We start from the raw sequence: 18,882 nt of genomic DNA, 5'->3' as shown, positions 1-18,882 counted from the left end.
CAAGGAGTGAACAATGAAGCTATTGGAGCAAGCAAACGCCTTGTTTGAGTCGGGTGATCTGCTAACGCTGGATGATGTCAAAACGCTGGCATCACTTTGTGCCAAGGCATCTGGCAAAGAGGCAGAGTATCTGGGGGATCTCTGGTCTGCAGCGTTGCTCAATGCCGATGAACAGGCATTCGCCTACATGATAGGGATGGAGGACGATGCCTGATGGCCGGTAGCTTTATTGCCATCAGCCACCATGGGGTGGCCGATGCCCACGAACTGCTGGCCAAGCTCTACCAGCAAACCGGTGATCTCAGTGAGCCGCTGGCCGATATTGGCGAAGGTCTGCAGCTGTCGCACCGGGAGCGCTGGGATGCCCAAGAGAGCCCGGAAGGGGAGCCCTGGGCCCCGCTCTCGGAGAAGTACCGTGCCCGCAAGCCGCGTCATGCCGATGAGGTGCTGCGTCTGAACGACGATCTGCGCGATACCCTCAACTATCAGGCCGAACCCCAGACCCTCTACTTTGGTACGCCCATGGTATACGGTGCTGCCCACCAGTTCGGCCGTGAGGAGACCCACCTGCCAGAGCGACCCTATCTGGGGCTGTCAGAAGAGGATAAACAGAGCGTGCTGGAGACGCTGGAGGGTTATTTGGTCATCGAGGCTCCGTGAGCTTCTGGGCGCCTCTGGTGCCCCCTTGCGGCTACGATGGCATGTCTACCCTCTCAATAGGTCAGGAAAATGGCGTTTAAACACCATTAAACAGTATCGCCGCCCCCCAGCTTACCCTCCGATCCATCCCGTGATGCAGTAACCCACCATAAACCCCACCCAATTCTCAGTTCGATGACACTGGCCGCAATGAGGTTTGCTGTGACCAGCCGGAGTGAGAGTGATGCCCCTATCTGTCGCCAGTTCCGCCATTGCCGTGGCCATCTTGAATGCGAGACCAACCGCCCTGGGGTTGGCCGTGCTCGATGCAGCCCTTGGCCAGAGCGACGACGGTTGGTACCAGTTGCTGCCGGTCGGCCCGTTCAAGGCCCGCGATGGCCGCCCCTTTGATGTTCCTGGTGGTCACTGGCAGCTCGACAAGAGCATCGCCACCACCCTGATCAATCGAGCCAAAGCGCTCGGGCAAGACATCCTGATCGACTACGACCACCAGACCCTCCATATCGAAAAGACTGGCAAGGAGGCTCCGGCTGCCGGTTGGTTCAACGGTGACGAGATCGAATGGCGTGAGGGGCTGGGCCTCTTTATCAAACCGCGCTGGACGGATCGTGCCGCTGCCATGGTGGCTGCCAAAGAGTACCGATTCCTTTCTGCCGTCTTTCCCTATGACGCCCAGGGCCGCCCGCTGGAACTGCGGATGGCCGCCATCACCAATGATCCCGGTGTGGTGGGTATGCAGGCTCTGGCGGCGCTCAGTGCGCTACCCGCTTCCCAACCTGGCCAGCTGGCCAACCCCTCCAAGGAGACATCCATGAATGAACTGCTGAAAAAGCTGTTGGCCAAGCTTGGCATCGAGCTGACCGGCGATCCCACTGATGAGCAACTGCAGAAGGCGCTCACCGAGCTCGATAGCCTGCAGGCCAGCGCCAAGAAAGCGCCGGAGCTGGAGGCGGCACTCACTGCTGAGAAGGCATCGCTGGCCGCGCTCAAAGCGCAGCCCGGTGGCCAAGTTGACCTGGCGCAATTCGTGCCGGTGGCGACCTATAACGCCCTGGTTGACCAGGTAGCGAGTTTAAGCGCCAAGGTGGAAACCACGGATGCCGCAACCCTGATCAAGGAAGCCCGTACCCAGGGCAAGGTGGTGGCCGCCGAAGAAGAGTATTTGACCGCCTATGCCGCCCAGAAAGGGGTAGCTGCCCTTAAGGCGTTGCTGGATCCCCGTCCGGCGATTGCCGCACTGTCCGCCAGCCAGACCACTCAGGTGACCCTGCCCGAGAAGAAGGGGGATGCGGTGCTCTCGGCGGATGACAAGTATGCCGCCGACCAGCTCGGTATCAGCCACGAGGAGTTTGCCAAGGCCAAGCAGGCTTAAGCGCAGACCCTACCACGCCATTTATCCAGAGAAGGAACACCCGTATGGCCATGATTACACCCGCGCTGTTGCAGTCCCTCTTCACCGGCTTCAAGAAGAACTTTGAAGACGCCAAGAGTGAAGCGCCTGCCCAGTACACCAAGATCGCCACCGTGATCAAATCGACCACCAAGTCCAACACCTATGGCTGGTTGGGCAAGTTCCCCAATCTGCGTAAGTGGGTCGGTGATCGGGTGATCGAGTCGATGAAGGCGCACGGTTACCAGATCGTCAACGAAGACTTCGAGGCCACCGTCGGCGTCGATCGCAACGATATCGAAGATGACGAGCTGGGTATCTACGCGCCGATGTTTGCCGAGATGGGCCGTTCGGCGGGCATTCACCCCGATGAGCTCTGTTTCGGTCTGCTCGGTGCTGGCTTCACCACGCCTTGCTATGACGGCCAGTATTTCTTCGACACCGATCACCCGGTCTATCCCAAGGCCGATGGCACCGGTACCCCTGTGATGACTGCCAACGTGGTGGTGGATGCCGGTTATCAGGGGGAGCCCTGGTTCCTGCTCGATACCAGCCGTGCCCTCAAGCCGGTCATCTTCCAGGATCGCAAGTCACCGCAGCTGATTGCCATGACCAAGATCGATGACGAAGCGGTATTCACCCGCAAGGAGTTCCGCTACGGGGTCGATTGCCGTGATGCCGCAGGCTTTGGCTTCTGGCAACTGGCCTTTGCCAACAAGCGGGCGTTAACCCCCGACAACCTGTGGGATTCCTTCTCCAAGATGCGGGAGTTTCAGGCTGATGGCGGCCGCAAGCTTGGGGTGAAGGCCACCATGTTGGTGGTACCCCCCTCCCTTGAGAAGCTGGCGACCCAGATGTTGGAGCGAGAGCTGTCGAGCAGCAGCAGCAACGAGCTGAAAGGCAAGTTGGAGCTGGTGGTGGCTGACTACCTCTAACCCTGCGTTATGCCTGTTTAAAGCGGGGTTAAACAGCTGCCAGGCACTGTTTAACCCCCGGTTTAAACAGCCTCTCTATCAGATACGACGAGGAAAACATGAGATGGAACAAGAGATGGAACTGGCTATTCGAGTGGGGATTACGTCAACAGTTCGTCAGGTCTATTTTCGCGCGGGCCTGCCGATTGTACCGGGCAAGTCTGAGATGGTTGTGTCGCCTGAGCAGTGCGCGACCCTGGAGAACGACCCGCGTCTGGTGGTCGTCCGGTTGGCTGAAGACACCAGCCTTCAGGCAGGTGATGCACCATCGGCGCCTGGGGATCTGGACGCAACACTGGGCGTCCTGACCGGTTCGGGCTATCTGGCAGGGGTTGCCACCTTGGCTGGCAAGGTCACGCCGCTGGCCGAGATGAAGGTCGATGAGCTGCGCGAGCTGGCGCTGCAGATGGGTATCCCGGAGGCGGCCAAGCTCAAGAAGGCCGAACTGGTGACAGCGATCGCCGCGACCGAAGTGCAATACCCGGTCAAGGATGAGCAGTCATCTGGCCAGAACGGAGAGCAGTGATATGTACGCCAGCGTCAATGACATGGTGATCCGCTTTGGCGAGGCCGAGTTGCTACGCCTGGCCATGACGCCGACCGGTGAGCTGGATCAGGCGGCCATCACCATCGCCCTGCAGGATGCAGGCGCCTTGATCGATGGCTATCTGGCGGGTCGCTATCCCTTGCCGCTGGCCCATATCCCGAGTGCCCTGGTACCTATCTGCGCCGATATCGCCCGTCACCGTCTCTATGGTGAACAGGCCCCGGAGCAGATAGCCAAGCGTAATGAGGCGGCCCTGGCCTTTCTGAAATCGGTTGGCAAGGGGGAGCTGGCGCTGGGGTTGGCATCCGATGGCGCCACCCTGGAGAGCCAGAATCTGGCTCAACTGCAGTCGGATGGGCGGGTGTTCGGGCGGGATAAGGGGGGCTTTCTATGAGCCAACCAGCCAACCAGTCGGGTACCGAACTCGACTACCTGCAGGCGGGCGAGCGGCTGCGTGAGCTGCTCGCCCCCCTGAAAACCAAGGGGCTCAAGGAGGTGTTTGTGGCCACCGATGTGGCGGCCATCGCCAATCTGGGCCAGCACAGTCCGGCGGTGCATGTGGTCTATCAGGGCGAACGTGAGAGCGAAGGCACCCAGTCAGGCCGGGCCAGCAGCTTTGATCAGCTCTGGTTGCTGGTGCTGGTACATCGTGCCAGCCCCAAGGAGGTCAGTGCCGGGGTGTGGCTTGGCCGCATCCTGCAGGCCGTCAGTGGGCGAGCATGTGGTGACAGTACCTTTCGCCGCGAAACCCCACCGGTAAAACCCAGTTACAGCGGCGGTGCGGCTTACTTGCCGCTTGCCTTTACTACCCGAGTGAAATTCAAAGGAGAGCGATGATGAGCGAAACACTGCACCTGGAAGGGGATCTCTTTATCGAGACCTTTACCAACGGGGTCTCGGTCGGGGTGATTGGCCCCATCGATGTGGATAGCCTGGAAGTGAAACCCGACAGCCAGAAGATCTCCATTCCCAGTAAGCGCAAGGGGCAATACGGTCAGGCGCGGGAGAACTACCACATTCCCAAGCCTGCCATGGTCACCATCAAGACCACCGAGATCCCGCCCGTGCTGCTGGCCGCCGCCTTTATGGGGCTGGAGAGCCCCATCAATCAGGGGGCCGGGACGCTGACTGATCTGCAGGTCGTTTTGCCCGCCTATCCGAAGTGGGCCCAGCTTGGCAAGAGTAATATTGCCGCAACCGGTCTGGCCATCAAGGAAGGGGCCACGGCGCTGGTAGTGGGTACCGATATCGAGGTCAACTATGCGCTCGGGCTGGTACGGGCGATCAAGGGTGGCTCGGTGGCGGACGGCGGCAGCTTGACGGTCAGCGGTACCTATAACGCGGTGACCGGTACCCGCATCGCGGGCAACATCCAGCCGGAGATCAAGGCGCGACTGCTACTTGATGGCCGCAGTATCGTCAGTGGCGAAGCCATCAAACTGACAGTGCCCCGTGCCAGCTTGTCCCCCAAGAAGGCGGTGGACTTTATGAGCGACAAGCCCATCGAGATCGAGCTGGAGGGGGAGCTGCTGGCCGTGGATGGCGAGACCGCCCCCTTCTATGTGGATCGGCCAGTGACAGTGTGATGTGTGGAAAGAAAATGGCGGGGAATCCCGCCATTTTATGTGTCGCCAAATGGATGCTTGATGTTAAATCTGTGCCAGACGTTTCATCACTTCAATGCGCAGCGTCATGAATTGATTCAGGTCATCAGAAATACCTTTCTGGCCGTAGAAACGTGCACTATCAACGCCTTCTTCGGCAGTAAGTCCAAGGCGTTTTCTTATTCCTGCGATGTATGGTTGGTCGTAGTCCTCAAAGCCACGGGCCCCTTTCTTGAGGATGGTTTCTACAATGTTTCCTTGGTTATCGATGATATCTAGCTTATGTCCCAAGTCATTGAGTTCATAACCAAATCGCCCGAGAGATTCACGAAGGTCGGATAGTTTAAGAGGTTTTTCCCCCTTTTGTTGCCTTCTAGAATGTCGCTCAAGCCATTCGGCAATTATTGGCACTTCATCATTTCGGTCTTGGCAGATTTCGTGTGCGGCTATTGCTCGCATGAACTCGTACATTTCATCGTCGTTGCACCGATCAAGCAAATAACCATATTCACTAAGGAAGTACAAAGTAGCAAGTAGCGCGGCTCGTTTATTCCCATTATGGAAGGAGTGATTTCCCGCAATGCTATGACATAGAGATGCGGCCTTCAAAAAGACAGTTGGATAGGCATCTTGTCCACCTACTGTTGAAAAAGGTCGTGCAGAAGCTGACTCGATAGTACCCAAATTTTTCACTCCCGGCGGGCTAATTGGATCATCTTTGTCGGCGAAGAACTCTGTTAGATATTCGTGAATGAAAACAATTGTGGATGCATCCATGTTGGTTTTGACCTATAGCTGTAGACTCGAACTTCGTAGATTAATCGAAAGACTACGGTATTCATGTGAGATATCTCTGTAATTCACCATAAATCCCTGTTCACTCCCTATTCGTTACCATAGGGCATATCTGAATCTGATCGGAATGCCCCATGTCCACCTCTACCACCCTCAAACTTGCCCTGGAGCTGGCGGCCAAGGTCACCGGTCGGGAAGATCTGGCCGCGTTGGCGAGTGAGGTGCAGGAGCTGGGCCCTATCTCAGACGAGACGGCCGCCGAAACGGCGCAGTTGGCCGAGAGCCTCGAATCGTTAAGCCGCCAGCAGGCGCTGATCCAGCAGTTCAATGACTCAAAGGCCGCCCTGACCCAGCTCGAACTGGCGACAGTGCTCAGCCGGGACAAGCTGGAGCAGTTGCGCCGCGAGCAGCAGGCAGGCAGCGGTGACGCCAAGGCGCTGGCCGAACAAGAGCGGTTGCTGACTTCCGAGGTCAAGCAGCTGGAGCGCCAGCTGGTCGCTCAATCCGCCAGTCATACCCGCCTCCACGCAGGGCTCAAGCAGTCTGGGCTCGACACCAAGAATCTTGCCCAGGAACAGCAGCGCCTGCAGCGTGAGCTGACCAAGAGTGTTGCCCAGACCGAACGGCTGGGGCGCGAGCTTAGCCGGGGTGGGCAGCATGCCGGTGGTTTTCAAGGGGCCATCGGCAGTCTGACCGGCCGCCTAGTGGCCATGGCCGGTACCTGGTTCGGTATCCAGACCCTCACCAGCCAACTGATGGCCATGTTCCAGACTGGCGATCAGGCCGAGCGCCTCGATGTGCAGCTCAAGGCAGTGATGGGGTCGATTGCCGGTGGCAAAGAGGCGTCAGCCTGGATCCAGGACTTTGCCAAGAATACCCCCCTGCAGCTCAGTGAAGTCACCCAGGTATTCGTGCGGCTCAAAGCGTTCGGCATCGACCCCATGGCGGGGGCCATGCAGGGCATTGTCGATCAAGCGTTCAAGTTGGGCGGCGGTTTTGAAGAGGTGCAGGGCATCTCCCTGGCGCTCGGCCAAGCTTGGGCCAAGCAGAAGCTGCAGGGGGAGGAGATCCTGCAGCTGATTGAGCGGGGCGTGCCGGTCTGGCAGATGCTGGAGCAGGTGACTGGCAAGAATACTGCCGAGCTACAGAAGCTCTCTGAGGCAGGCAAGCTGGGCCGCGAGACCATCTCTGCCCTGATGAATGAGATTGCCACCCAATCGCGCGGGGCGGCTGCCGACAACATGAGTCTGCTTTCCGGGCTTATCTCCAATGCCCAGGACAACCTCGCCAAGTTTTACCGGATGGTGGCCGAGAGTGGGGCGCTGGCCTGGCTCAAAAACCAGCTGGCCAACCTTAACGCTGAATTCGACAGGATGGCCAAGGATGGTCGCTTGCAGGAGTGGGCGCAGCGCCTATCCGATGGCTTTATCTCCATGGGGGAAACCCTCAAGTCGCTGATCCAGACCCTCTATGAGTGGCGCACCGTGCTGACCGTGTTGGCCCAGGCTTGGTGGGGATTAAAAATTGCCAGCTGGATCGGCGAGCTGCGCGGTCTTTATGCCCAGTTTATCGCCATGCCGGTGGCGACAGCGACAGCAGCAGGCGGCATGACCACTGCCGGGACTGCAGCGGCGGCTGCCTCGATAGGTGTTAGGGCCTTGGGCTTGGCCGTCAAGGGGTTGCTGGCTGCCGTGGCAGTCGAGTCCATCATCCAGATCACCCAGTTCGCCTCTGCCTTGCGCCAGTTGGTGCAGGCTGAGCTGGCGCTCCGGGAGGCTCAGGCACTGCGCTCCGAGACTCAAGCCCGCCTCAACGGTCAGTTTGCCACCCTGTCAACGGAGCTGGGCTATGCCATCACCAGCATGGCAGATCTCGATCGCTTGGTGGCTGAGGGCAAGGTGCATTACGACGAGGCCACCGGAAGCTGGCGACAAGGCGCCGCAGCCGTTAAAGCGCTGGGTGATGAGGCCGAGAGTACCCGTGATTATCTGGCCGAGATCAATGCGGTGGCTAAGCAAACCGCAGCTGATGGCCCGGCCAAACTGGCTGAGGCGTTTAAGGTGCTCGGCCTTGATTTCGAGCAGGCCAATGGCCGTATCGGTGAGGGATTTCAGAAGACCATCGGCGCCCTGGATGTATTGGTGGCGCACACGGGGGCCAGTAGTACCGCCATCGAGGAGGCGCTGGCCGCCGCCTACAACAGCGCCAAGACCACCGCAGAGATCGATGCGGTGATCGAGCGTCAGAAGCAGCTGGCCGCCCAGGGCAAAATCACTGGGGATGCGCAGGCTCGCTCCATGGCCATCGCCGCCGATGCCATGGCCAAGGTGAAAGGGGAAAGTGGTGATGCGAAAAATGCCGTAGCGGCAATTGGTGATGGCTTTAGCAAAGCGGCCCAAGACGCATCGAGTGCAACGGCCACCATGAAGGCAGGGTTGGCTGATGTGAAAGCTCAGGCTGATGCCACTAGCGCCGCTGTCGCCAGTGCCGGTGGCAGCTCTTCGGCGCTTTCCAGCACTGGCCGTGGCGATGTGACTCGCACTGTAGGGGCGGGATCTTTCTACTACAAAACCGTGGATCTCAATGGCCTGCGCGGCAATGCCGAGGGGCTGGCCAATACCTTGGCTGGTGTTGAGGATGAGCTGGCCCGCTATAGCCAGAAGGTCAAGGACATTCCGGCCTACAGCGAGTGGAGCAAGTATTACGGCGAGAAGTTCCAAAAGGAGATGGAGGCCATGCGGGCTCGACTCAAGGAAGAGCTCAACAAAGCGTTGGCCAAAGAGAATGCCAAAACCAACCAGGCCGCCACCCAGCCACCAGTCACAACTGTAGAGCCGCAAGCACCAGGCCCCAACTACCCTGGGACGCGCAGGCCCTTGTCCGAGCGGATCACCATCGAGCTCAAAGGAGCGGGAGGTTCGGCCGAACTGCAGGCCGATGAGGCCAATGCCAACGCCTTTATCAACATTCTTAAACAGCAAGGACTGCGGCAATGAACGTGACCTTAAACAGCGTGCTGCTACCAGATGATCTGGTCTGGCGCGACGAGTTCGAGTGGGCGCCGGTCGAACAAGTGGTGACCCCGACCCTGAGCGGCGCCCTGTTGGTGGAGGAGACCGCCAAGCCGGAGGGGCAGCCGCTGACCCTGAGCGGGCATTGCTCCCGCGCCAAGGTGCAGGAGCTCAAGGTGCTGGAGGCGCAGGTGGCCCAGCTGATGACGTTGACCCTGCTCGATGGCGTGACCCGAACCGTAGTGTGGCGCCGCCCTGGTGTGGTAGCCACGCCCTTGTACGAGTTGGCTGACCCAGACGGTGATCACCCCTACACCCTGACCCTGAATCTGACTGAGGTAACCCCATGACCATTCTATCTGGCGATATCAAGCTGATGGCCAGCCAGCGGATGACGGACACCGAGGACGGTGGCGGGCGCATCACCGGCAAGGAGATCGTCAGCGGCGAACATAACTCAATGTTTCCCGATATCAGCGATCTGGATCGGGCCTATGGGGTGGTGAACCTGCGCAAGGTATTTCTGGCGGTGCAGACGGACGACACCGACACCTACTATGGCGCCAATGCCGCCGTGCTGCTGCCGCCCTACGATCCGAACGTGGGCCTTGCCCTGATGACCACCAAAGACCACCACGACACCCGCAACAACGCCCGCGATGTGGTGGAGCGCTATCTGGCGCGTGGCCCCAAGTGGCAGGGTTTTCTCTACGATACCCAACTGGAAGGGCAGCGGGCGATCCGCTTCTTCCAGCGGGTTGAGGCCCGCTTGCCGGAGGTGGGCGAAACCTTGGTGCTGGTCGGTAACGAGAACAAGGCCGGGGAGTTCGAGCAGTATGTGCGGGTGCTGGAGGTAACCCAGAAGCTGACCAAGTTCCAGGTGCAAGGTCTGCCCGAGTTCACCCGCAACGTGGTCACCTGCACCCTGGCGGATCCGCTGCGCTTCACCTTCGAGGGGGAACAGCCGACCCCCTATGATGTGGTGACCAACCCCAAGACCGCCCTGCGTGAAACCGTGGTGGCGGATGCGGCCAATTACTTTGCATCTACCCGGATGGTGGAAGATGCCGCCTTTGGCTCGATGCAGGTACGGGCCAAGACCATCTTTACCCAGCTGGTGCCTGCTGCCCGCAGCGAGACCCCAGCGGTGGATCTGACCGCTGCCGGTGAGCTGGCCAGCCTGGTAGATTCTGGCCGGGGGCTGGTGAGCATCACCACCGCCGCCGTGATCGCCCCGAGCCGTGGCCTGTTCCTGGGCAGCGGTGCCAAGCCTGGCACGGTGACCATCACCATCGGCGCGGCCACCATCACCGACAAGGGGGGCGAGCTGGTTGTTGCCGGGTCGGTGGTCGGCTCCATCGACTATGGCCGTGGCCAACTGGAGTTCAACGCCCAGTGCCCGAACTACGGCACCCAGAGCAAGACGGTCTCTTTCTGGCCAGCGGCCCGCCCTGCCCGTATCGCTGACACGGCGCGGATCGAGGTCAAGGCCAACAACCGGGGCTATGCCTACACCATCACCCTGCATCCAACCCCTGCTCCGGGCACCACTACCGTCAGCTTTATGGCGCAAGGCAAATGGTATGACCTGAAAGACAACGGGCGCGGGGAGCTGCTGGGCATCGACCGCTCTTATGGCTCTGGCACCATCAACCTGGCCACCGGTTCGGTGATGCTGACCCTGGGCGCCCTGCCGGATGTGGATACCTCCATCATGTTCAGCTGGGCCACCCCTGTGAACTACACCAACCGCAGCGGGCAGGCCATCAGCATCGGCAAAAGCGCCTGGCAGCTCCCCCACAAGGGGATCACCCCCAAGAGCGTGATCCTCACCTGGGGCGATGGCAAGCGGGCCACCGATGTGGCGGGGGACGGCAAGATAAGCGGCGATATCACCGGCATCATCAACTATGCCGAAGGGATCATCGATCTGGAGCACGTTACCTTGCCCGCACTGGGTCAGGAGTACGCCGCCCAGTACCAGTACGGTGAGCCGGTGACCGAGCGCCATATCGAACCGGGGCGCCTCAATACCCCCGGCCAGGTGGGGCACCTCTCCATCACCCTGGACGGCAAGGACGGCGGCGGCGCCCACAACCTCACACCGGGATCGGTGCGGGTCAAGTTCAACGCCCTCTATCACAAGTTCGATGTGGACGATCAGGAGCTGGTGATCCAGACCCGCGATCCCATCATCACCTTGCGCGATGACGGGCTGGGCAAGCTGATCGATGCCAGCGGTGTGGTGCTGGGGGCCATCGACTACGGCGCGGGAACCCTGCACTTTATGCCGGATGGCTCCAGCCCCCTGCCCAAGCCGAAATATGCCTGGGTGACCGTGGGCACCCGCTGGGAAGGCAACAACCAGATCGCGGTGCAGCGCTGGACGATGACCGGTATCGAGTACCACAACACCGCTTACACCTTCCCTGACGGGGAACAGGGGTGGGTGGATGTGACCTACCGCAACAACAACAGCGCCGAGGCCCAGAATGCCACCCTGACCGCCCAGGCGCTGCGCATAGACGTTACCCCCGGCTTTGCCGAGGCGATTCTGGAGGGGTCGATGCGCTTCACCCTGGGCGGCTCTACCTACGTTGACCGGCAAGGGCTGCTCTACCGCGACCCGGATCCCTCAACCGGGGCAGGCATCCAGGCGGGCACCATCGACTACTCCAACGGGTTGGCGGTGCTGGCCGACTGGGCAGCCGGGCAACCGGCTCAGCCATCGCTCCAGAGTCTGGCCACTTCATTCAGTGCCCAGTCAGTGGATGCGGTGACGTTCCGCACCCCTGGCGCCCCCTTGGCACCGGGCAGCCTCTACATCAGCGCCAACACCGCCAGCGGGCGCCGTATCGAGGCCACGGCAGACGGGGACGGGTTTTTCACCACCACCGACATGGATGGCAAGGTGAACTACCAGACCGGCATCGTTAACGTGCGTTTTGGCCGCAAGGTCACGGCGGCGGGCAACGAGACCCAGCCATGGTATGACGCTGAACAGGTGGGGGAGGATGGCAAGATTTGGAAGCCGATCAGCGTGGTGGCCGACTCCATCCGCTTCAACTGCGTGGTGTTCAGCTATCTGCCGCTCGATGCCGACATTATCGGGCTGGATCCGGTGCGGCTGCCGTCTGATGGCCGGGTGCCGTTTATCCGCAAGGGCAACATCGTGGTGGTGCATAGCACCAAGCGCGGTGCCTACCCGATGGGGGTGACGGCGGGCCAGCAGTTCAACACTGGGCGCCAGCGGCTGGCTTACTGCCATGTGGAGGACAAGAACGGCAAGCGGCTCGATCCTGCGCTCTACAGCGCCAATCTGGATAGCGGCGTGGTCACCTTGGCCACCCCGTTGAACCTGACCGGCTATGTGGAGCCGCTGGCGGTGGTTCACCGGATTGAGGATATGAGCCTGGTCACCGATGTGGAGATCTCTGGCCGCCTGGTGCTGGCCCGCCCACTGTCTCACGCCTATGACGCTGCTGACACCCTGGTGTCGTCAGCGCTGATCATGGGCGACTTGTGGGCGCGTTACACCAACCTGTTTGACCAGCGCACCTGGACGAACAAATGGCAGGACTTTGTAGACGGCGACCAGAGCACGGCGCAGTACAACGACACCGATTTCCCCATCGTGGTCACCAACCGCGCCACCCTGGAGGAGCGCTGGGCCATCATCTTCCAGACCAGTACCAGCTTTGTGCTGGTCGGGGAGCATGTGGGCCAGATTGCGCTGGGGGATGTGAATACCGACTTTGCCCCCATCAACCCCAACAACGGCCAGCCCTATTTTCGGCTGGACAAGCGCGGTTGGGGCGCGGGCTGGGCGAGTGGCAACGTGCTGCGCTTCAACACCAAGGCAGCCAATTTCCCGATCTGGGCCATTCGTACCGTGCTGCAATCGGTGGCGGCCAGCGAAAGCGACCGCTTTGAGCTGCAACTGCGCGGCAACGTCAACCGCTAACCGGGTGGGGCACCGTGCCCCGCCCATTATTTTTTGTGGGGCACTCTTTTGTAGAGCTGCGCCCCACCATGGAGAACGGCAACATGGCTGAATACAAGGTCAAATGGTTTGCAAGCGAAATGCAAGGCGCCCCGAGTCTGGGCGATACCGCAGATGGCGCCCTGGCTGCGCTGCTCAAGGCGGTACTGGTCACCGGCTTTGGCACCCTGACGATTAACGCCCTGTCGTTTGATGCTGCCAAGGGGTGGGCAGTGGCCACCTTTAGCGGCGGCCATGCCTATCAGCAAGATTCTGTTATCCAGGTCGATGGGGTATCGCCTGCTGCCTACAACGGCGAGCATCGGGTGATGCAGGTCAGCACTAACCAAGTGTGGTTTGAGCTGGATGCCGGTGACCCCGGCGCACCTGGAAATGGCGCAGCCATGACCATGAAGGTGGCGCCGCTGGGCTGGACGATCACCCACGAAAGCGGTGACGGCAAGGTATTTATTGTACGCCCCACCAACGTCAGCGAATCGGGCAATGTCAGCTTGCGCATTGACAATTCGGCGTTTACGGGGTGGATGGGGGCAACCTATTTCAACTATCTGGCCAAGGTGGCGATGGTTGAGGATGTGGTGGATATCAACAGTTACACCACTATTGGGGAGTGGCGCTGGCCTTGTACCGGGCGCTTTTCCAACCGGCGCTGGGATCTGGTGGGCGATAGCCAGCTGTTTTACTTCATGCCTGCTTATGCGGCAGGGAACTATCAGTTTATGTATAGCTTTGGCTATATAAGGTCGGTTCGGCCAGGCGACCGCTATCATGCCGTGATTAACGTCTATCCGACCACCAATGCCAATGACGCTGGACGAAACTGGCAAAATGGATCTGGAGGCAATACGTCATGGGGCAACTTTTTCCCCTATTTTGACAACGCCAGTCAACGGGCAATAGCCCGGCCCTATCACCAACTATTTGGTGCTACCAACTGGTTTATTAAAGGTCTGTTTGGTCGATTCGGCACCGGATTGAATACCCCCAACGCCCCGGACAATGGCTTTTATATGACCCAGGATCACGCCATGGTGATTGAGAGTGGCAACCACCTGCGCGGGTACTTGCCTGGCTTGGTTTGCCCGTTTGCCACCATAGTTGCATGGGACAGGAAGAACTTTAAAGACCTGCCCGCCATGCCAGGCAAGTTGTTGCGTTTTGTCCGGGTTGGGTATGAGGAAAGTAACTATACCGCTGGGCAGACTTGCCTGATGGGCTTTGACCTTACCGGCCCATGGAGGTAAGCGATGGCAACGTTATATCAAACCATTAAAAACACGGCTGGCCTGTTGGCGTATTGGCCACTATGGAATGACGGGGTTGACCACAGTGGTAATGGTAAACATCTATCAATTGTGGGTGGATTTAATCAAGGGAAAATATTGTCAAATGACATGATGCCAACCTTTCAGTCAGCGAACCCAGGAGCCAATGCTGTCAATACGTCCATTCATGGCAGAGTCCTGATGGCATCGCTGCCAGGAATGGTTTCGATGGAGCTGTATTTTGCCGGGCCAAGTGAATATAGCGAAACCGTTTTTGATATATGCCCATTTTGCTTTAATGCCACTATAGGCGGCTCGCTAGGAAGGTTGTTTGTATATTCAGGTAACACCATCCCAGGGTTGTTGAGATTACATTGTGAAAATGGTCAGGGTAGTTTTATTAGTGCCGACATGCCTTTTCCTCTAAGGGAGTTATCGGGTGATGGTATGCACCTGGTCATACAGTATGAGCAAGGCACCAATGAAACGGTTGTCTATATTGATGGTGTTAAAACTCCACTTGTTTTGCCAGGCAACCTACTCATACCAGTGGCTAACTCATATCTAGTATTAGGAATGAGGTATCACACACAAAATACATCAGGAGTATCTTGTGTGGCCGATGTGGCAACATATAACCGGCCATTAACCAAATCAGAAATTGATGCAAGAGCATCGTTTAAAATTGCCATCCCCATGTTCCTGCCGGTCAGCGTGACGGCAGTGGCAGCCAACCAAGAGCCCCGCAACCAGTTCCAGCCGCAAGATGTGGCCTGGCGCGGCACCCCGCCGATGTATGCGGGGCCGGTCAACCTCCAGCAGCAGACCCAGACCCCGCTATGCAAGGGGCGGGATTACTATTGGTGGCGCGATGGGGTGCGCAACGTGGAGCAGGGGTTTATTGAAAGCACGGTGACCATCAGCGGGGTGGGGGTGCGGCGCCGGGTGCTCTGCTTTACCCAGGATGGCGAACTGGTTGGCGAGACCTACAGCCGCGCATCGGATGGGGTCTATCGGTTCGATCTGCTGTGGCTGAACAAGCGTTATATGCTGGTCGCCCAGGACGATCCCGCCTTTGGCCCCGCCGACTACAACGCCGTGGCCGCCGACTACCAGGCACCGAAACCCTACCCGCCTGGCGGGGGTGTGGCCCCTGCGCCGTTCCCCATGCTGGCCACGCTCAAGAGGAAATAGCCATGCTCACCTATGTGGACACGCTGCGAACCAGCCGAGCCCAGCAGTTGGCGACTGCCATCGACACCGGCAGCGGCACCAGCGCTACCCTGACCATCTACACCGGCACCAGACCGGCGCCGGGGGCGGCCATCACAGACCAGCTGGCTCTGGTGGTGCTCAAGTTCAGCCACCCCTGTGCCAAGACGGTCAGCGGCGGGGTGCTGACCCTGAAACCCCTGGCCGAGCAGATGGCCACCGCCAGCGGCGCCCCCACCTGGGGGCGCATTGTTGACCGGGATGGCGCCTTTGTGGCGGATCTCGATGTGGGGGTGCCAGGCAGTGGCGCCGATCTGGAGATACCGGCCACCGAGTTTTTTGCCGGTGCGCTGATCCGCATCAATAACGCCACCATCACCGAACCGTAACCGGGGGCTATATGGCCAGAAAGGATGCGAGCTTAGAACTACGCAAGGCCCGCAGTACCACCGGACAGCTGGAGCTGAACCAGGCCGAGGTGGTGCGCTATGAGGCGATCTTGGTTGGCGCCTCCATGCCGCCGCGCCTGGCCGTCTCCCCCGACCTGCTGACCCTGCCAGCCAGCTGGGCCAGCCAGACAGCCCGCCCCATAGCCGCGCTGGGCTGTGCCGTGGTGCTGGAGGGGAGTCTCGCCAGTACCACCGCCCCAGATTGCGCCATGGTGGGCGCATTCGTCATTGAGTGCGGTATGGCGGCCAGCAATCAGCAGCCGGTGCCGGTGCTGGCTGGGGAGTACGATATCAACGTATTCCGTGGCCCGAGCGCCGCCCAGGAAAGCCAGTGGGAGCGGGCTGGGCTGGTCAGCAGTCTGGTAGATAGTACCTGGGAGCGGCCAGAGCTGACCCGCACCGTTGGCGCCGTCAGCTGGCAGGAGGCCGAACCCGCCAGCAGTGAGCAGGTGGAGCAGAGCGCCATCATGCCCCAGCGCTATGAGCTGGCCAGCAGCCAGTACCAGGAGGGGCTGGCCACCGGTCACGATCATGGCCAGCAGGTCGAGCACCTTGCCCCCGGCCATGCCGTCAATCGCGCCCTCTGGGTCGAGGGGGACAAAGCCGGTATGTGGCAGGTCGGCGGTTATCGCAACCCGCCGCGCTTTGACAAGGTGTGGCAGGCCGACCAGTGGAGCCAGGGCGATGCCGTTGGCCTGCTGCTCTATGGCCGCCGCTTGCGCCTTGGCCTGCCGCTCTGGAAGGGGTGGCGCGATGGCTGGGAGGAGGCGATGCAGCCGGGGCCAGGCACCAGCCCGGATCCGAAACCGCCGATCATCCCGGAGCGCCCCGACAAGCGCACCCTGCGCCTGGAGTTCGGGCGCAAGCGGGGCGAGGCCGAGCTGGAGTTTGTTTGGCACGGCAGTGATGCAGCAATCGTTATTCCAACCAGGAGGGTTTATCTGGTGAGCAATACAGCGAAGATCGTGCGGGTACGCGATGGGCTCGATATCCCTGCCACGGCGGTAAGTATCGAGCTCGATACCGACTCCTGGGCGTGGCAGTTCAGCGCCCAGATCCCCCGTATCGCGGCGGCTGCACTGACCGATGAGGAAGAGGTCAGCATTCATATCAACGGTCAGCAATGGGACTGTGTGTGCGATGGCTGGCAATCGAGCCAGAGCTTTGGCCGCGAGTCGGCAACGCTGACGGGACGCTCTCGCACCGCTTACTTGTCACCGACCCATGTATTGGCGCAGGCGGTAAGCGAGCCTGCTGCCGCGACCATGGCCCAGCTGGCTGCTGCCGTATTGCCGGTGGGTTGGACGCTGGATTGGCAAGCGGCTGACTGGTTGGTGCCTGCAGGATTCTTTAGCCTGGATAACCAGACTCCGATCGAGGTGGTCAGGTACCTGGCCGAGGCGGCCGGTGGCTTTGTGCTGCCACACCAGCGCAACCGCCATCTGGTCATCAAACCGCGTTACCCCACAGTGCCATGGCAGCTTGATACTGCTGTGGCCGATGTGGCGATCCCCCGCGCCATCATTACCACCCTGGGCAGTGACTTCCAGCCGGGTCATGCCGCCAACGGGATCTGGGTGACTGGAGGCCATCAGGGCATCAGTGCGCGGGTGGTGCGCCAAGGGACGGCTGGCGAGCAACAAGCGCCGACCATCACCCACCCGTTGGTGTGTGATGTGACGGCAGCCCGTGCCCAGGGTGTGGTGGGGCTGGCCAAGACCATGTCCAAGCGTACCCAGACCATTGAACTGCCGTTGTCAGCTGATACCGGCTTGATCCTGCCGGGGGCGCTGCTCGCCGTGGATGGCTGGAAGGGTTACAACCGGGGCGTCAGGGTCTCTGCTGCGCTGCAGAACCGGGCCATGACGGTGCGCCAGCAGCTGAGTGTGGAGCGATTTGTATGAACCTGTTTAAGCGATTCTTAGAGCTGGTACCCGGCGCTGATCCCTTGTTGGTTGGTACCGTGACATCAGTAGGTACCACGACCACCACTCTTACCGCGTTGGCGGGTGGAACGGTCACTGTACGTGGCACAGGTGTAGCCATCGGTAAGAAGGCGTTTTACAGGGGAGGGGAGCTGGCAGGAGAGGCGCCTGATCTACCCACCTTTGAACTGGAGGTGTAGAGTGGAGGGCTCAAGTGAGTTTTTAATGGAGGACAAATGAAACACTGGATGTTACTCGGCCTGGTTGCCTTGCTGCCCCTGACCGCCAACGCAGGCGCCATGCGCTGCAAGAACGCTTTGATCAGCGATGGCGACTCATCGTTCAATGTGCTCAAGAGCTGCGGCCAGCCGCAGATGAAGGAGGACATTATCGACGAGCGCCTGCTGGATGCCCCCAAGATCGGGGAGCGCTGGACGTATCAGCAAGGCGCGAACGCTATCCCCCAGGCCGTGACCATCATCAACGGCAAGGTGGTCAAGATAGAAGACCTCACTCGCTGAGAAAGACAATGGCCACGCGATGTGGCCATTTAAATACCTTCGTTTAACGCCTTGATACCTCTTATCAAAGTCTGCGAAACCGGTTCACCAAGTTTGATAAAACTACCGTTGTGGCGTGTTTTCGTTTTTAGCGAAAGCATTTTTCATTTTTCGCGGCGGGCTACAAAAGGGGCGCGGATCATATCTGCCTTAACCCCGGCATTCTCTACTGTCTCCACCGCTTTTACGATCTGGTGGTCTCCCTCTCCCGACAGCATTGGTTACAGCTTATCTGCGACATCAAGGGTAATCAGCCACTGATTGGCCCCAGTGTGGGGTTGGAGAATTTTCTATTTGGTTCAAGCCGTCAGGCGCTGGGGCGAGTAGGAGAGGTATTGAGGGACTTGCAGGGGGGAACCTGTTTTTACTGTAACAAGGCGATACACGGGAGTGGTGAGGTAGACCATTTCATCCCCTGGCGTCGTTATCCAATCGATTTGGGTCACAACTTCGTACTGGCACACGCCAACTGTAATCGGAGCAAACG

19 protein-coding genes are annotated in these 18,882 nt (G+C 59.8%); 18 read left to right on the top strand and 1 reads right to left on the bottom strand.

Annotated features, from left to right (window positions below):
• Nucleotides 1-13 precede the first annotated feature (13 nt).
• From AB5Y86_RS17670 to AB5Y86_RS17635, 8 genes are all read left to right on the top strand, one after another.
• Nucleotides 14-214: a hypothetical protein gene (locus tag AB5Y86_RS17670; RefSeq protein WP_076495061.1), complete on the top strand. Its 201-nt coding sequence runs from the start codon at nucleotides 14-16 to the stop codon at nucleotides 212-214.
• A complete protein-coding gene (locus AB5Y86_RS17665) occupies nucleotides 214-660 on the top strand; it encodes a phage virion morphogenesis protein (protein WP_224967817.1) in 447 nt (148 codons plus the stop codon). The genes AB5Y86_RS17670 and AB5Y86_RS17665 overlap by 1 nt, the downstream gene beginning before the upstream one ends.
• A 223-nt stretch (nucleotides 661-883) precedes the next feature.
• Entirely contained in the window at nucleotides 884-2,032 is a 1,149-nt protein-coding gene (locus AB5Y86_RS17660) for a phage protease (RefSeq protein ID WP_224967815.1), read from the top strand.
• Nucleotides 2,033-2,076: 44 nt separating this feature from the next.
• Nucleotides 2,077-2,985, top strand: a complete 909-nt coding sequence (locus AB5Y86_RS17655; RefSeq protein ID WP_227342528.1) for a Mu-like prophage major head subunit gpT family protein — start codon at nucleotides 2,077-2,079, stop codon at nucleotides 2,983-2,985.
• Between the two features lie 103 nt (nucleotides 2,986-3,088).
• The gene (locus tag AB5Y86_RS17650) at nucleotides 3,089-3,550 is read left to right on the top strand and encodes a Rho termination factor N-terminal domain-containing protein (protein ID WP_069528119.1); all 462 of its coding nucleotides are present in this window, start codon (nucleotides 3,089-3,091) and stop codon (nucleotides 3,548-3,550) included.
• Nucleotide 3,551: 1 nt separating this feature from the next.
• The gene (locus AB5Y86_RS17645) at nucleotides 3,552-3,965 is read left to right on the top strand and encodes a gp436 family protein (RefSeq protein ID WP_016350132.1); all 414 of its coding nucleotides are present in this window, start codon (nucleotides 3,552-3,554) and stop codon (nucleotides 3,963-3,965) included.
• Nucleotides 3,962-4,408 (top strand): hypothetical protein, encoded by a 447-nt coding sequence (locus AB5Y86_RS17640; RefSeq protein WP_236344545.1) that lies wholly within the window; start codon nucleotides 3,962-3,964, stop codon nucleotides 4,406-4,408. Before AB5Y86_RS17645 ends, AB5Y86_RS17640 begins: the two co-directional genes overlap by 4 nt.
• Nucleotides 4,408-5,157 carry a hypothetical protein gene (locus tag AB5Y86_RS17635; protein ID WP_368193637.1) on the top strand — a complete coding sequence of 250 codons (750 nt, stop codon included), beginning with the start codon at nucleotides 4,408-4,410 and terminating at the stop codon, nucleotides 5,155-5,157. Before AB5Y86_RS17640 ends, AB5Y86_RS17635 begins: the two co-directional genes overlap by 1 nt.
• A 63-nt stretch (nucleotides 5,158-5,220) precedes the next feature.
• Here the strand turns inward: AB5Y86_RS17635 and AB5Y86_RS17630 are convergent, their stop codons facing one another.
• Nucleotides 5,221-5,952 carry a type II toxin-antitoxin system death-on-curing family toxin gene (locus AB5Y86_RS17630; RefSeq protein ID WP_368193629.1) on the bottom strand — a complete coding sequence of 244 codons (732 nt, stop codon included), beginning with the start codon at nucleotides 5,950-5,952 and terminating at the stop codon, nucleotides 5,221-5,223.
• 152 nt (nucleotides 5,953-6,104) lie between these two features.
• On the opposite strand from AB5Y86_RS17630, the gene AB5Y86_RS17625 reads away from it, so the two are divergent.
• The 10 genes from AB5Y86_RS17625 to AB5Y86_RS17580 all read left to right on the top strand — a co-directional run.
• Complete coding sequence (locus AB5Y86_RS17625) at nucleotides 6,105-8,966, top strand: tape measure protein (protein WP_368193628.1); 2,862 nt, start codon at nucleotides 6,105-6,107, stop codon at nucleotides 8,964-8,966.
• Entirely contained in the window at nucleotides 8,963-9,331 is a 369-nt protein-coding gene (locus AB5Y86_RS17620; RefSeq protein ID WP_224967806.1) for a hypothetical protein, read from the top strand. The genes AB5Y86_RS17625 and AB5Y86_RS17620 overlap by 4 nt, the downstream gene beginning before the upstream one ends.
• Nucleotides 9,328-12,945 (top strand): curculin (mannose-binding) lectin protein, encoded by a 3,618-nt coding sequence (locus AB5Y86_RS17615; protein ID WP_368193625.1) that lies wholly within the window; start codon nucleotides 9,328-9,330, stop codon nucleotides 12,943-12,945. The genes AB5Y86_RS17620 and AB5Y86_RS17615 overlap by 4 nt, the downstream gene beginning before the upstream one ends.
• Before the next feature lie 83 nt (nucleotides 12,946-13,028).
• A complete protein-coding gene (locus tag AB5Y86_RS17610; protein WP_224967801.1) occupies nucleotides 13,029-14,228 on the top strand; it encodes a hypothetical protein in 1,200 nt (399 codons plus the stop codon).
• Nucleotides 14,229-14,231: 3 nt separating this feature from the next.
• Nucleotides 14,232-15,443: a hypothetical protein gene (locus AB5Y86_RS17605; RefSeq protein WP_368193623.1), complete on the top strand. Its 1,212-nt coding sequence runs from the start codon at nucleotides 14,232-14,234 to the stop codon at nucleotides 15,441-15,443.
• Between the two features lie 2 nt (nucleotides 15,444-15,445).
• Complete coding sequence (locus AB5Y86_RS17600; protein WP_368193622.1) at nucleotides 15,446-15,850, top strand: hypothetical protein; 405 nt, start codon at nucleotides 15,446-15,448, stop codon at nucleotides 15,848-15,850.
• A gap of 11 nt (nucleotides 15,851-15,861) precedes the next feature.
• Nucleotides 15,862-17,814 carry a hypothetical protein gene (locus tag AB5Y86_RS17595; protein WP_224967795.1) on the top strand — a complete coding sequence of 651 codons (1,953 nt, stop codon included), beginning with the start codon at nucleotides 15,862-15,864 and terminating at the stop codon, nucleotides 17,812-17,814.
• On the top strand, nucleotides 17,811-18,035 hold the full coding sequence (locus AB5Y86_RS17590; protein ID WP_224967794.1) for a hypothetical protein: 225 nt from the start codon (nucleotides 17,811-17,813) through the stop codon (nucleotides 18,033-18,035). The genes AB5Y86_RS17595 and AB5Y86_RS17590 overlap by 4 nt, the downstream gene beginning before the upstream one ends.
• Before the next feature lie 36 nt (nucleotides 18,036-18,071).
• Nucleotides 18,072-18,356, top strand: a complete 285-nt coding sequence (locus AB5Y86_RS17585; RefSeq protein ID WP_058059897.1) for a DUF2845 domain-containing protein — start codon at nucleotides 18,072-18,074, stop codon at nucleotides 18,354-18,356.
• A gap of 233 nt (nucleotides 18,357-18,589) precedes the next feature.
• On the top strand, nucleotides 18,590-18,882 hold a 293-nt coding region (locus AB5Y86_RS17580; RefSeq protein ID WP_368193620.1), incomplete at its 3' end, for an HNH endonuclease.

It is taken from the genome of Aeromonas sp. s8 (assembly GCF_040907785.1).
Taxonomy (GTDB): domain Bacteria; phylum Pseudomonadota; class Gammaproteobacteria; order Enterobacterales; family Aeromonadaceae; genus Aeromonas; species Aeromonas veronii.
Note: the sequence above shows the minus strand (reverse complement) of the source record. Positions and strands in the feature narration are given on the sequence as shown.